This window comes from Acinetobacter sp. V89_4, assembly GCF_029967875.1.
Lineage (GTDB): Bacteria > Pseudomonadota > Gammaproteobacteria > Pseudomonadales > Moraxellaceae > Acinetobacter > Acinetobacter oleivorans.
Map to the genome: position 1 here is coordinate 112,474 of NZ_JASCAI010000017.1, position 13,338 is coordinate 125,811.

Annotated in this window: 14 protein-coding genes; 2 read left to right on the forward strand and 12 right to left on the reverse strand. The window is 39.7% G+C overall.

Features of this window, described 5'->3' with window-relative positions; genetic code table 11:
* Positions 1 to 19 precede the first annotated feature (19 nt).
* Positions 20 to 925, reverse strand: coding sequence for a tRNA pseudouridine(55) synthase TruB (truB, locus tag QLG01_RS06015; RefSeq protein ID WP_013196721.1), 906 nt, complete (start codon positions 923 to 925; stop codon positions 20 to 22).
* A 153-nt stretch (positions 926 to 1,078) separates the two neighbouring features.
* Between truB and QLG01_RS06020 the strand changes: the two genes are divergently transcribed.
* Together QLG01_RS06020 and QLG01_RS06025 are read left to right on the forward strand one after the other, a co-directional pair.
* Positions 1,079 to 2,110 carry a lipase secretion chaperone gene (locus tag QLG01_RS06020; protein WP_013196720.1) on the forward strand — a complete coding sequence of 344 codons (1,032 nt, stop codon included), beginning with the start codon at positions 1,079 to 1,081 and terminating at the stop codon, positions 2,108 to 2,110.
* 116 nt (positions 2,111 to 2,226) lie between these two features.
* Positions 2,227 to 3,168 (forward strand): triacylglycerol lipase, encoded by a 942-nt coding sequence (locus QLG01_RS06025; RefSeq protein ID WP_111855345.1) that lies wholly within the window; start codon positions 2,227 to 2,229, stop codon positions 3,166 to 3,168.
* Positions 3,169 to 3,221: 53 nt separating this feature from the next.
* Here the strand turns inward: QLG01_RS06025 and rplS are convergent, their stop codons facing one another.
* The 11 genes from rplS to QLG01_RS06080 form a co-directional block, all read right to left on the reverse strand.
* Positions 3,222 to 3,590 (reverse strand): 50S ribosomal protein L19, encoded by a 369-nt coding sequence (gene rplS / locus QLG01_RS06030; protein ID WP_004789772.1) that lies wholly within the window; start codon positions 3,588 to 3,590, stop codon positions 3,222 to 3,224.
* A gap of 219 nt (positions 3,591 to 3,809) precedes the next feature.
* Positions 3,810 to 4,565: a tRNA (guanosine(37)-N1)-methyltransferase TrmD gene (gene trmD, locus QLG01_RS06035; RefSeq protein ID WP_005301033.1), complete on the reverse strand. Its 756-nt coding sequence runs from the start codon at positions 4,563 to 4,565 to the stop codon at positions 3,810 to 3,812.
* A 42-nt stretch (positions 4,566 to 4,607) separates the two neighbouring features.
* Positions 4,608 to 5,156 carry a ribosome maturation factor RimM gene (gene rimM, locus QLG01_RS06040; RefSeq protein ID WP_004789777.1) on the reverse strand — a complete coding sequence of 183 codons (549 nt, stop codon included), beginning with the start codon at positions 5,154 to 5,156 and terminating at the stop codon, positions 4,608 to 4,610.
* 20 nt (positions 5,157 to 5,176) lie between these two features.
* Positions 5,177 to 5,428 (reverse strand): 30S ribosomal protein S16, encoded by a 252-nt coding sequence (rpsP, locus tag QLG01_RS06045; RefSeq protein WP_000260334.1) that lies wholly within the window; start codon positions 5,426 to 5,428, stop codon positions 5,177 to 5,179.
* 147 nt (positions 5,429 to 5,575) lie between these two features.
* Positions 5,576 to 6,001: a type IV pilin protein gene (locus QLG01_RS06050; RefSeq protein ID WP_151822177.1), complete on the reverse strand. Its 426-nt coding sequence runs from the start codon at positions 5,999 to 6,001 to the stop codon at positions 5,576 to 5,578.
* The gene (locus QLG01_RS06055; RefSeq protein WP_111855056.1) at positions 5,998 to 6,480 is read right to left on the reverse strand and encodes a prepilin-type N-terminal cleavage/methylation domain-containing protein; all 483 of its coding nucleotides are present in this window, start codon (positions 6,478 to 6,480) and stop codon (positions 5,998 to 6,000) included. The genes QLG01_RS06050 and QLG01_RS06055 overlap by 4 nt, the downstream gene beginning before the upstream one ends.
* Positions 6,481 to 6,492: 12 nt before the next feature.
* A complete protein-coding gene (locus QLG01_RS06060) occupies positions 6,493 to 10,347 on the reverse strand; it encodes a PilC/PilY family type IV pilus protein (RefSeq protein WP_282496020.1) in 3,855 nt (1,284 codons plus the stop codon).
* Between the two features lie 11 nt (positions 10,348 to 10,358).
* Positions 10,359 to 11,168, reverse strand: coding sequence for a PilX N-terminal domain-containing pilus assembly protein (locus tag QLG01_RS06065; RefSeq protein ID WP_005301018.1), 810 nt, complete (start codon positions 11,166 to 11,168; stop codon positions 10,359 to 10,361).
* Positions 11,165 to 12,169, reverse strand: coding sequence for a PilW family protein (locus tag QLG01_RS06070; protein ID WP_282496021.1), 1,005 nt, complete (start codon positions 12,167 to 12,169; stop codon positions 11,165 to 11,167). The genes QLG01_RS06065 and QLG01_RS06070 overlap by 4 nt, the downstream gene beginning before the upstream one ends.
* Positions 12,169 to 12,729: a type IV pilus modification protein PilV gene (gene pilV, locus QLG01_RS06075; protein ID WP_282496022.1), complete on the reverse strand. Its 561-nt coding sequence runs from the start codon at positions 12,727 to 12,729 to the stop codon at positions 12,169 to 12,171. Before pilV ends, QLG01_RS06070 begins: the two co-directional genes overlap by 1 nt.
* Positions 12,723 to 13,196 carry a prepilin-type N-terminal cleavage/methylation domain-containing protein gene (locus QLG01_RS06080; protein WP_282496023.1) on the reverse strand — a complete coding sequence of 158 codons (474 nt, stop codon included), beginning with the start codon at positions 13,194 to 13,196 and terminating at the stop codon, positions 12,723 to 12,725. Before QLG01_RS06080 ends, pilV begins: the two co-directional genes overlap by 7 nt.
* Positions 13,197 to 13,338: the final 142 nt, after the last annotated feature.

The window sequence follows — 13,338 nt, forward strand, 5'->3', positions numbered from 1 at the left end:
GCTCTATACTCTACATCTACTACAAATTTAAGATACGCTTAGGTACCAACCGTTTTTTATCGGTAATCTCAGCTAAGCCTAAACAACGCTCACCCGAAAAAACCAAAACTTCTGCTTCTGCAGAATGCTCAATATTGCTTTCTAAACCGTTGCAAAAATATTTTTCACGCCCTTCAGGCACCTGAATTTTTAGGAAATGGTCAATTGGCGCATACACTGGTAGTAACAATGCTTCTCTTTGCTCTTCAGTTAAGCTTTCCAGATATTCAATGGTATAACTCGGAATAAGCTCAAAATGTCCTGTTTGAGTCCGGTTTAGCATCGTTAAATGCCCACCACAACCAAGTGCTTCACCAATATCTTCACCTAATACACGAATGTATGTTCCTTTAGAACAAGTGACGTCCAGAGTGATACTATTTTCGGTAAATTCAATGAGCTCTAAAGCATAAATTGTGACTGGGCGGGCTTCACGCTCAATTTCAATACCTTTTCGGGCAAGCTCATATAATGGTCTGCCTTCTTTTTTCAAAGCCGAATACATCGGCGGAACTTGTTGAATATCACCTCTAAATTTTTCTAAGGTTTGTTCAATAAGCTCTTGGTTGAGAACAGGAACGGAGCGTTCTTGTAGAATCTCCCCTTCCACATCACCTGTCGTCGTGGTTTGCCCCAAGCGAACAGTAGTTTGGTAGCGCTTTGTTGAGTCCAGCAAATAATGTGAGAACTTGGTAGCCTCTCCCAAACAAATCGGGAGCAAACCTGTCGCCAATGGGTCTAAAGCTCCAGTATGACCTGCTTTTTGGGCGCGATATAACCAACGCACTTTTTGCAAAGCCGCATTTGAGCTGAGCCCTAATGGTTTATTTAATAGAAATACACCACTGATATGGCGACGAGAAATTTTTTGATTTTTTGTCGTCATTTTTACTGGAACACAAAGCTAGAAAAAAGTGCCGACATGTTAGCAAATTCGACAAGATATTTTCACAATATTTAGGTGCCTTTTCACTTATTTTATGGCACATTAATGATCGAGTAAAAAAACAACAAATTAAAACTTAAGGAAGATATCTTTATGCACGGAATGCAGAAGAAGGTATTGTGGTGCGTGCTCGGATTTTTTATTTTGAGCCTCATTGCATGTGTCTATTGGTTAAGTCCTGACTCAAAAAACACATCAGCCCAAGTCAGTGAAAATACAGCTCAAAATTTAGCATCAGCTCAACCCACAGATCATTCATCGTTAAATGAAGATGCTTACCATAGTAAAAGTCAGCAAGACACCGAAGTTAACTGCCAGTTAAAAACTGATAGTTCTCAACATTTGGTCGTTAATAGTCAAACGCGCGACTGCTTTGAATATTTTATTACTCAATATGGCGAAAACGATTTAGAACAGATCAAAAATCACTTTGGGAAATTCATTCAAGGACAATATTTAGAGCCAGCCCGCTCACAAATTATGGATTTATGGGCCCGCTATTTAAAATATCGTGAACAGCTTGCTCAAATCCAAACACCTTCTGCAAAACAACAAGATAAAAATTATTTTCAAAAGATCTTTAATTCAATTCAAGATATAAGAAAACGTTTCTTTTCGACTTCTGAAATTGAAGGCCTTTTCTCGAGCGAAGATATCTATCAGAACTATACGCTAGATCGAATGCAGATACTTGAAAATTCTTCTCTAAGTGAAATTGAAAAAGCACGAAAGCTTAAAGAACGTTTTGAAGAACTTCCAGAAGACTGGCAACAAAACCTGCAAGAACTTTCTAAACTTGATGATTTACATACCCTAACCAAACAAATTAAAGCTCGTAAAGGTTCAGCAGAAGAGCTTAGACAGATGCGTACAGCACTTGTTGGAGTCGAAGCGACTCAACGATTAGAAACTTTAGATACAGAGCGGAATGCTTGGCAACAAAGGGTCACAAGTTATCTCAATGGTCGAGATGAAATTATTAAAAGTAACATGAGTGATAGCGCCAAAAATCAAGCTATTCAACAGTTACGCCAACAACAATTCAATTCATCACAAGAACAACTAAGACTTCGAACTTTTGAAACGGTCCATGATCAGGGAGGTGAGCTGCCATTTAATTACTAAGCCTTTCCTTTTTGGGAACTGGCTAAACATTCACTAGCAGTAAGAAGCTGCTTTTCATACAAAATAAAAATAGTGAGTAAAAAATGAAAAGGAAGTTAATGTTTTTCTGCGCTGCAATGCTCTCAGGACTGAGTATTTCAGCGGCCCATGCAACAAATGCTGAACAAGTTAAAAGCTCGTTCGTTTATTCATCTTACGCGCAAACAAAATATCCAATGGTTTTTAATCATGGTATGGCGGGTTTTAACAGAATCGGAACAGATACGCTTGGTCTCGATTACTGGTACCAAATTCTTCCTGATCTTGCCCGCAATGGAGGAAATGTCTGGGCTACAAGGGTCTCACCATTTAACTCAACAGAAGTTCGTGGAGAACAACTTGCCCAGCAAGTAGAAGAGATTATTGCCATTACTGGTAAACCTAAAGTCAACTTAATCGGTCATAGCCATGGGGGTCCAACAATTCGCTATGTGGCCGGTATCATGCCAGAAAAAGTTGCCTCACTTACCACGATTGGTGCGCCTCATAAGGGATCACCAATGGCAGATGTCATTCTGAACGTTGAGGGTACTCCTCTGTCTGGACTGGCAACGTTAGTAAATTGGTTTTCAGCAGCGATTACTTGGGCAGGAGGTCTAGATCCGACTAGCTATCCGCATGACTCTTTAGCAGGCGCCCATAGCTTATCAACTCAAGGTTCAGCTCAGTTTAATACTCAATTCCCTATGGGTATACCAACCACTTCTTGTGGTGAGGGAGCATATCAAGAGAAAGGCATTTATATGTATTCTTTCTCTGGAAATAAAGCCTTAACCAATCCATTAGATCCATTTGATATTGCTCTTACAGGCAGTAGCTTAGTGGTCGATCCATTTGGTGATAATGATGGACTTGTTTCTCGATGCAGTGCCAAATTTGGTAAAACAATTCGTGATGATTACAACTGGAATCATTTAGATGAAGTGAACCAAGTACTTGGAATACGTTCTATTTTTGCATCAGATCCGGTCTCAGTTTACCGTCAACATGCAAACCGTTTGAAACTTCAAGGACTGTAATTTTTTAAAACAAAAAATGCGCCAAAAGGCGCATTTTTTTACTCGCTATAAGCTTACGCTTTACGAGCTGGTAATTTTTCACGAATACGTGCAGCTTTACCAGACAAGTCACGGAGGTAGTAAAGTTTAGCACGACGAACGTCACCACGACGTTTCACTTCGATTTTAGCAACAACTGGTGAGTGAGTTTGGAATACACGCTCAACACCAACACCGCTAGAAATTTTACGTACTGTGAACGCAGAGTTCAAACCACGGTTTTTCTTAGCGATTACAACACCTTCAAATGCCTGAAGACGTTCACGCTCACCTTCTTTTACTTTAACTTGGACAATAACAGTGTCACCAGGAGCAAAAGCAGGGATATCAGATTTTAACTGTGCATTTTCAACAGCTTGAACTAAAGGATGTTTACCACTCATTGTGGGAATCTCCAATATGTGCGGAGTCAGAAGAGGTCTGAAATTCCGCTGGGGATAGAGGCTAAAGCGCATATCAACCCGTTTATCTTTCCCTTTACGACAAAATGTCTATAAAGAGCCTTAGAATATACATAAAACTATTCATTAAATAGAATCATGCTTTAACTCGAAGCATTGCTTCTCGTATTTTTGCAGAACTTCCGTTCCTGAGAATAATGGTTAAGAATTACCACCGCTCTCTTGCGCATCTTTTAGCCATTTTTTCTGCTGCTTATTCAACTCAACTTTCTCGGTCAACTCTGGTCGACGTTCTAAAGTTCGTTGATAACGCTGCAAAAAGCGCCATTTTTCGATATTGCCGTGATGTCCAGATTTTAAAACTTCCGGTACATCCAACCCTTCAAAATGGTCTGGCTTTGTATATTGTGGACAATCTAAAAGACCATCAACAAAAGAATCTTGTACTGCTGATTGTTCATCTGACATTACATTCGGCAAACGGCGAATAATACTGTCAAGTAACACCATAGCGGGCAGTTCACCACCTGATAAAACGTAATCACCAATTGACCATTCCTGATCAACATAATGCTGGATCAAACGCTCATCCACTCCCTCATAACGTCCACACAGTACAATTAAGCCGTCGTAATCAACAAACTGCTGTACTGCCTGTTCATTTAAAGTTTTGCCTTGTGGAGACATATACACCACAGGAACATGAACATGTCCTGCTTGTGAGGCAAGCTGTTTGGCATGCGCAATTGCTTTCGCCAAAGGCTCAGCCATCATCACCATCCCAGGGCCACCACCAAATGGACGTTCATCCACTCTTCTGTAGTTTCCCTCAGCAAAATCACGAGGGTTAATACAAGTAACTTGTACGATATCTCGTTTTGCCGCACGTCCGCTGATGCCGTAGGCTGTAATCGCTTCAAACATTTCAGGAAAAAGCGTAATGACTGCAAAAAACATCACAGACTCCTCTATTTTCCTGCTGTATTAATCCTAAAAGGATTAATAATCTACGCCCCAATTGACGTAAATACGACCAGCTTCAAGATCAACACGTTGTACTACATCTTTATGCCAAGGAATCATGCGCTCTTCTGAATCAACGCTGTCTGGGGTAGCATGTACCACCATCACATCATTAGCTCCAGTTTCAAACAATTCATGAATTTTACCTAAGTTTACTTCCTGCTCTTCATCATCAAGACCAAACACTGTTAAGCCTTTTAAATCTGACCAGTAGTACTCATCTACATCTGCTTTTGGCAGTTGAGACTTAGCAATCCAGATATTAGCGCCAACCAAGTTTTCTGCTCCAGTGCGATCACTCACACCTTTCAAAGCAACAACTAGGCCTTTGCCATGTGGTTTCCAACGTTTTACATCTATTGTTTGCCAACCGGCCTTGGTCTCAATGTACCAAGGCAGGTAGTCAAACATGTTGCTCATAGGTTCTGTATTTGAATACACCCAGAGCCACCCATTCAATCCATAAGCTGAACGTAACTGTCCAATCTGAATACGATCTTCGGGAACATTCTGTGTTGATGTCATGGGCTACCTACTACAAAAAATTATGCAGTAGCTTTTTTAGCTTGAGCAGCTAAAGAAGCAACACGTTCAGAAGGTTGAGCACCTTGAGAAACCCAGTGAGCAAAACGGTCTGCATCTAAACGAAGTTTTTCTGCTTGACCTTGTGCAGTCGGGTTAAAGAAACCGATACGCTCGATGAAACGACCATCACGTGCATTGCGGCTGTCAGTCACAACGATTTGATAGAATGGACGTTTTTTTGCGCCGCCACGTGCTAAACGAATAACAACCATGATAAAAGCCTTATAATTCTTACGGATTATCCCTGCGCCGACCACCGGCAACACTTCAAACCCCTTTCATAGAGGGCGACATTCTACGTGATTTTTGCCCTGAAAGAAAGATTATTTTTTGAGTTGTCCCCAGTTTTGAATTCAAAATTACTGTAGCCAATTTGATGCGGCAGATAACGCACAATTCGCTGCACCTTTTGCCCAAAATTTTTGTCCTTGATCATTAAGACAAATAATCCCATCACCAGCTTGAGAAGTATTAGCAATAGGCGTAGCAGTTAACACCCAGCTTGAATCAGTTATGTTGGCAAAAGCTAAGTTATATAAGGCTTGGCCTTGTTGAGGACTTACATTTGAGCCATAAATCGAAATAATGGTCGCATTTGATGGGTAACGATTGTGAACCATTTTTTCTGATTCTAATGTTTGGGCAATATTCATCATTTCAGATTGGACAGCTGTACGATGCCCTTTACGTAAATATTCCAAATATGAAGGTGTCGCTATAGCTGCTAAAATTGCAATTATCGCTACTACAATCATGATTTCTATTAAAGTAAAACCATTCTTCATTGCCAATTCTCACTATTTGTTTCACATACATTGCAAGTGACTGTCCCACCACAGTCATTATCAACAGCCGTAGCTGTTAAACTTTGGCAACGCAAACCTGAATTTTTAGCAATAAAGTTAATGTTTCCTGGATCTGTAGTTGTTGCTTTAATGACCCATGTTTGCCCATTTGCAGCACCATTTGTCAATAAATTTCCTGTCGTCGTATCATCACTAATTGCAATCGTATAACCACCCTGTGGCAACGTTACAGATGTGGTCGTAAATCCTCTATAGGTAAAGTTCTTGGATTTATGCTGTTCCAATTGTTCCGCCAATTTTAGAATTTCACCTTTGGCAGCAGAAGCAGTCGCTCTACGGCTATAACTTTGATATGAAGGGATAGCAATCGAAGCAAAAATAGCGACAATCACGATGACAACCATGAGCTCAATCAAGGTAAAACCCTGATTGAACCGTAAAATGTAGTACTTATTCATAAGTCATCCCTTCTAGCGATAACGCTCATACCAACGCGTAGGAACTAAATGACTCGTACATTGCCACTGTCCCGTCCCTTGCTCATTACCAGACAGCTTTAATTTCCCACAACTATTTGTCGCAGGTGGGTTATCCTCCGTTGGTACAAATGTTACGCTACGAATACCTGCACCTATGACGTTTATATTACATTCAGAGGCCCCTGCTGGGCAGTTACTACCCGTTTGTGTTTTAAATCCATTGCCATTCTCTTTATTCTGATCAATTGATCCATCAGAGTTAAGACAGGCGCCAAATGGTAGGCAGTAAGTCTGCTGGTCCGTTTCCCCTACTACCCGTGGTAAACATGGGTCTGCCGCTACAATACCTGTTCCCTGCGGGTCATAAACAGGCACAATTAAAGTCCCCGTAACGGCCATAGGCTCTTCAAAAGCTTTTAGTCCACCTTTAATACGGAAACTATTATTAGCTTTCTCTGTGCCATCGCTCATACTAGAAAGTGAGCGATACCAACCACCTTGCCCCGTCCCACTGTTTGGGAAGAAAATTTGGGCTACTCGTGTTTCTCCAGATCTTAAAATTTGTGGATTTTTTCTAAGAGCTGATCGAGTAATATCTTTTGTTTCAAGTTGGCTATCAGTTAAAGACATCAAATTCTTTTTGATAAAGTCTTTATCAATAATTCCATAGACGTTGTTTACAGGTCTTCCGCTTAATGCCGAGCTAGGTGACATTCCCTCACGTCCCGTAAGTGGATAAACATCTAACGGTGTACTGCGGTCACCTGAAGCAATACCTACAGTAATAAAAGTACGGATACCATAATCATGTATAGTGACTGTAGGCGGTTCATAAAACCGTGGTGCATTCCCATTTGTATAATCGTTCGAAGCATCATAATTTGAGTCATTCGTCGCTAAATTGGCTAATCGAACAACTCTAATACCGAAACTGCTATAAGTTGAATTTGTTTTTGTCTGGTTATTATTAAGATCGATACGGAAAATTTGCCCACCTAAATCGCCAAAATATAAATGGTCGACTAAACCATCAGCATCTCGATCTAAAGTACTAATGCGACTAACAATACTGTGCTTCATATTAGAGTTATCTATATTTGAGCCTGTATCACTAGTCCACCATAAGCGCTCCCCAGTTTTAGCATCAATAATATAAACAGCATTCCCTTTTGCTTTTCCATTCGTAAAGCAAGAGTTGCTCAAGGTAATATTCGGGTTTTCATAACATTGGTCATAGCCACCACCAACAATCATGACGCGTTTAATAACCCCGTTATAACGTATATTTGCAAGTACAGGTTTAGACCAACTCTGCCCCATACGACTATAATCAGTTTGATCAGCTCCCACTCTAAATAGAAGCTTAGGTGAAGCAGGATTTAAGACATTTAAGCCATAATAGCTGCTGCCCCCCATTCGCATGCCACCATAAATATTCATTTGCTTTGCAGTTACTTTTGATACTGCTGAACTACCGCTTCCCGTTGTAGTAATACTATATGCAGGATCAGATACCCAAGCCCCATCCATACCGTGAGCAGGAGCTGTAGTATCACTTTGCCCAACAACTAAAGCTCTTGATGCAACTGGATCATTTAATATATCAGCAGGGACGAAAGCCATTTGTTCTACACCAGTTGAGGCATCCACAATATGCAGACCACCTTCCATCGTTCCATAGAGAATGGATTGTTCACGCGCAGATGTTAAATTCCCATTTTCATCTAATGTTCCATTATAGGTAAGCTGTACCGGTAAAGAATGAATACTACCACCCATCGATAAATATGGTGCATTCGATGTAACTAATGACGAAGGTAAAGTCGTAGCGCTAATATCAGTTGAGTAACCTAGATAATTTAATATTTTTAATTTCAAGCTAATAGGGAAAGTTTTTAAAATATCTTGTCCAGTTGAGGCATCAAATTTTCCTAATACATAACTTGCTGTATTACTTGCGCTATCAAAAGGATTAGCTCCAGTAGCAGGAGCAGCAGGAATTCTTAGTAAATTAGTTCCAGAAGTCGATATTTTCGTTAAGCTACCATCCGCTGCAACAGCGGAAACATCAGTAAATAAGTTGCGGATTTTAGTTTGTACTGCGTAATAATATTTTGTGATATTTCCTTCTTCATCACGTGTTTCATTTTGTCCAGCAATTGGTAAAGGAACTTTTGCATACGAACCACCTAAAAAGACTTTTCCGCCATCATTGTAATTCGAGCTATTCCAGTAATCTTTTGTATCTGCTCTAAATGCACCATTTGCGTTGTAAACCAATCCACCCGTGTTAGCTTCAAAAGCCCCAGCATTTGTTCCTGATAAAACAACATGATATTTCTTTAGATTTCCTCTCCATGTTAAATACGTATTGGCAGGGTTAGGCTCCAAAGCACGTAAATAACCATATTCTTGTAAATTTTTAGGATTTAAAGCATCGTAAGGAACAGAAATTGCACCTGTTGTTAAAGGTTCTAAAGGGACCTTATCTAAATTATTGATAAACGCAATAACGCTATTCGTTACCCCTTGAGCACTTTGGGTAGGAAAAAAACCACCGTTTCCATATCCTGGAGAGGCAACTGCATTGTTTGGTTGATTAGGTGAACAATTATCATCACTTTTACGGTTAGATTGGGTTCTTGAACTTAGACGACAGGCATTTTTCACATCTTCCGAACTCAAGCTAGAAAAATCACTACCAAAACCAACAAATGCTGTTTGAATAGAAACTCCAGCAGGGTTTTTTGTTTTATCAAATAGTCGTTTAGCAAACTCCCCCATACAAGCCCAACCAGAATCTGATGAAGTATTAGAAAGTCCCCCAGAGCAACTGAAATTTGCTCCCAGAGTGCTACCTAGGGCCGTCGACATTACTGTTGTCGAGCGTGTATCTGTTGTATTGTTCGGCTCACCATCTGATAAAAAGTAAATGCCCTGCCCATCACAACTTTGACGATTGGCCACTGCCGGCAAAGGAGATTGGTAAATGGCATTTAAGTTAGAAGCATTTCTATCTAAAACAATATTCGGATTGCTTGTCGTATCATTGGTTTTTGATTTTGGAATACCACTATCAGTGTTTGCTATAGCATAATTAAAAGTGGTGTAGTAATAAGTATAAGAATAGCTTGAATCAGACGAAGTATCATAGGCTGTGGCCGTGGCTACACCTGGATTAGAGGTTGACCAGTTACTCCAATAACTACTAGAGCGACAAGGTTGCCATAAATTTGCTGTATCAATTTGTGAATCGCGATAATTCGTACAATATGTATATTCTGTTCTATTATCAGATTTTCGTACACGTTTTATATAACTATCTTTGCGAATAAGGTAATTCGTCTCTGAATAAGTCGATGTACCCATCAAATAAGCAGCAGCTTCTGCATAAGCATGTGCTGAAGGTGTTGACCCACCAGCAGATAAATTTGCAACTGCCTGTTTTAATTTATAACGCTGAGACCCTACCGTATTTAAAGTACTTGCATCTCCTAAAGGAGCAGCAGCCACCAAAATTTGCCCACTTCGACTATCACCATTTGCAGAGAAATTACCTAAACCCACACGAGTATCATTTAAAACAGGATTATTGCTGGCTAAAAAAGCATTCATACCATTTTTAAGCATAGCCAAACGATTTTCGTTATAACTATTAGATGTCATACTCCCTGAAGTATCTAACATCATTACAATAGTTTTTTTACCAGCTGTAGGTGAAGCATAAATCTGTAAATCACTGGCCTGCGCAACGGAACTTGTCACTAGCCATGTAAAAGCAACCGAGCTCGAACAGATGGCATACCATAAATTATTTGGCTTAAAATTATTCAATTTTAGTTTCACGATATTCCCCGCTATGAACCTGGTGCCGCAATTTGAGTGAGCTTATTGGTATAGTTAAATTCTTGAACTTGAGTGCTAAAAGGTACGTTATGATTTGCCAAACACTCTGCTAAGGTTTGCTTCGCTGTTAATGTAGTATCAAAATTGTCACTAATTTTTGCTGAACTCGTACTTAAACAATCACTTTGTAAAGTCTCTATTGAGGTAGATGCATAGGCAGGTAGAAAAGCAGTTGTAATCACTCGAATACGTTGAGTAGACAGCATACTTTTAGGTAGTTGCGTACCTTCGGAGGTATTTGTTCCCCGCGGTAAATTTGAACCTGGAATATCATTAAGAGCATCTGTTGGAATACTGACAGCAACTTGGGTAACGACTGCTTGACGATTACTTCCATAGTCACTTGTTAAATCACAAAAACCCGCTACCCCGCCATCTTCGACGACTGCATTATTAGCACTCCCTGCCCGAAGTAAACTTGCGCCTCGAGTCTGAGCAAAATTTGTAGATGTAGAAACAGGCTTGTAACAAAAGTTGTATTCTGCACCCGGATTACTTTCATGCTCTTTGAGCGCTGCACCAATCACATTAGTAATATTAGTCAGTGTATTAGGATTCATCTGCACAATGAGTTCCAAGGGCGTATCAGATGATTGAAAATTTAATTGGTTAACTTGGCTATTCGTAGCAACTTTTAAAGAAACAATAGCCACTCTTATTGCTAAAACACCTACAGAAATAACAACCAACAAAATAATAAGCACAACTATAAGGGTTGCCCCTTTTTCTTTAGATTTACTTTGATGAATTAAATGGGTCATAGACTTTCCCCCATCGCATTACGTAGAGCAATTGTTACGTTATAAACACGGCGTAAGAATCGAGTTGTATTATCAGAAGCATGCACTGTTTGATCTAACATAAGAAAAGACTGAGCAGGATCTATTGCTCTGTTTTGAGCATTATTCGTGGAACGGGCTAGTACAGATATTTGTATTGAAAGAATTCGCGGTGCCATCACAGATGGTGTGGCATCTCGCGCAGCCTGTGCAGCAGCTCGATACTGGGGAATCGTATAGTAAGCAAAATTGCCAGCCGCATTTTTTGCACCAAATAACACATGAAAATGATCAATACGCGGTAATACGATTTGGCCGGCGTCACCCAAGCCAGTAATAGTGGTAGGTTGAGCAGCCGCGGCTGCAGCAGAGGGAGTATTTGCATCACATGCAAGTGCATAATCTTGTTGAGAACCACCATTACTATCAAGACGTAAGAAATAACGCTCTACAATTAAATCTCCTGCAAGTACATTCACACCCTCACAATTGGTCATAGAGGTAGGAGCAATAAATTGAATCGTCAGCTGATCACTCTGCACAGCGGCGTCTGAACTATTCTGTATATTTGAAAGGCCTTTCCAATAGTTGCTAACAGTACTTACGCTATCCCCAGCACCACGACTTAATAAGGCATCAGCAATATAAGTATTTGTTCCAACATTAGGTACAAAATTGACATTGTCATTATTAGTTGCTGTTGAGCCAGTTAATACAACACCGCCCCAAGGGGTGATATCAGTTAATATCGGGTTGATTACATTTCCATAATTTAAAAGGCGTATATCACGTGCAATATATTCCAGACCGAAAATACCGCTATCTTGTATTTCAGCATTTGCTTTTTGTAGGTGACTTGATAGAAGTCCGCCAATAAATAATTGCGTCGCTGCAGCCACCAAAATCAGACCTAAAACCAATGCAACCATAAGCTCAATTAATGTAAAGCCTCGTTGCTTCCCCGAAAAAAATGAGTGAGCCATCAATATGCCTCCATCATTAAACAATTTGAATTATTGGCATAAACGCCATTGGTACTCATACAACTCGATACATCCGCGGTAGTGAATCCCCCATTTGTTGTAATTACTGGAGAAGTTTTCCCCCAGAAAATAAACAAACACTGCCTCTGCTGGGTCATTGTGCTTGTAACCCCAGGGCAATTTGTCATTGTGATTTTCATCCCAAGTTGATCAGCATTTTTTGCTGCTTGATATGCATCAAATTGAGCAAGTTGAGAAGGCGTACAAGTGGCATTAAAACACAACGTGGGAGTTATGGTTGTAGAGGAGTAATTGCTATAACTACGAACAAATGCAGGATATTGACTAGCTTGAGAACTATTTACGCGAATATTTTCCGCTAACCCTCTCATAATCATAATAGCTTGAGATTTACTTAGTGCTTCTGAAGAGGCGTCTATAGCCCGAACCTGCAAGGCAACATATCCTAAAACTCCTATTGCAAGTAAAATTAAGGCGACTAACACTTCTAATAAACCCACCCCGGCTTGAGTTTTTTGTTTGCCACCCAGCATTAGCATGTCTCCTCAGCTTTAAAAATTAATGTGCCAAGCTTTGTTAAAATAAGAATTTTCTTTGTATTTATTTTTGAATTACAAATAGATAAAAGTGTGTCTTGGGTGATATTACTTACAACTCCATTCGCATTAAAAGTTAAAGTCGTCGCTGTTAGTGAACTCTGCGTACCATTAGCAGCAATATTTTTGAGCTCAAGAGCATTATTGGCTGCAGCTTTCCAATTAAAAGATGTTGATGTATTTGAAGCTGTTGAATTCAGATTAATAATTACATCTTGTCGACCAAGTATTGCTTGGCTTTTTGATTCAGACAAAGTATTGATTAAGTCTCGTTGATTTTCATCTAGTCGTTTACTTTCTAATAAATTCGACATAGACGGTGCGGCCATCATCGCAATGATGGCCATTACTATAATCGTCACCATAAGCTCAACCAAGGTGAACCCTTCTTGCGGAATAATTCCCCTCATCCCCAGAACCCCAAATAAACTTAAGAATTTTTTATTTATTATTTAAATTTTACGGTTTAGATTTACAAAACAAATACAAAGCAGATAAAGGGTATAAAAAAACAGATAACTGTCATACCAACAATTATCTGTTTTACTATTT

Coding starts and splice junctions, on each gene's coding strand:
- trmD (WP_005301033.1), bottom strand. CDS start 4,565: ATGTTTTTTGCAGTCATTACGCTTTTTCCTGAAATGTTTGAAGCGATT.
- rimM (WP_004789777.1), bottom strand. CDS start 5,156: ATGACATCAACACAGAATGTTCCCGAAGATCGTATTCAGATTGGACAG.
- rplS (WP_004789772.1), bottom strand. CDS start 3,590: ATGAGTGGTAAACATCCTTTAGTTCAAGCTGTTGAAAATGCACAGTTA.
- QLG01_RS06020 (WP_013196720.1), top strand. CDS start 1,079: ATGCACGGAATGCAGAAGAAGGTATTGTGGTGCGTGCTCGGATTTTTT.
- QLG01_RS06025 (WP_111855345.1), top strand. CDS start 2,227: ATGCTCTCAGGACTGAGTATTTCAGCGGCCCATGCAACAAATGCTGAA.
- QLG01_RS06080 (WP_282496023.1), bottom strand. CDS start 13,196: ATGAGGGGAATTATTCCGCAAGAAGGGTTCACCTTGGTTGAGCTTATG.
- QLG01_RS06055 (WP_111855056.1), bottom strand. CDS start 6,480: ATGAATAAGTACTACATTTTACGGTTCAATCAGGGTTTTACCTTGATT.
- rpsP (WP_000260334.1), bottom strand. CDS start 5,428: ATGGTTGTTATTCGTTTAGCACGTGGCGGCGCAAAAAAACGTCCATTC.
- QLG01_RS06065 (WP_005301018.1), bottom strand. CDS start 11,168: ATGACCCATTTAATTCATCAAAGTAAATCTAAAGAAAAAGGGGCAACC.
- pilV (WP_282496022.1), bottom strand. CDS start 12,729: ATGCTAATGCTGGGTGGCAAACAAAAAACTCAAGCCGGGGTGGGTTTA.
- truB (WP_013196721.1), bottom strand. CDS start 925: ATGACGACAAAAAATCAAAAAATTTCTCGTCGCCATATCAGTGGTGTA.
- QLG01_RS06050 (WP_151822177.1), bottom strand. CDS start 6,001: ATGAAGAATGGTTTTACTTTAATAGAAATCATGATTGTAGTAGCGATA.
- QLG01_RS06070 (WP_282496021.1), bottom strand. CDS start 12,169: ATGGCTCACTCATTTTTTTCGGGGAAGCAACGAGGCTTTACATTAATT.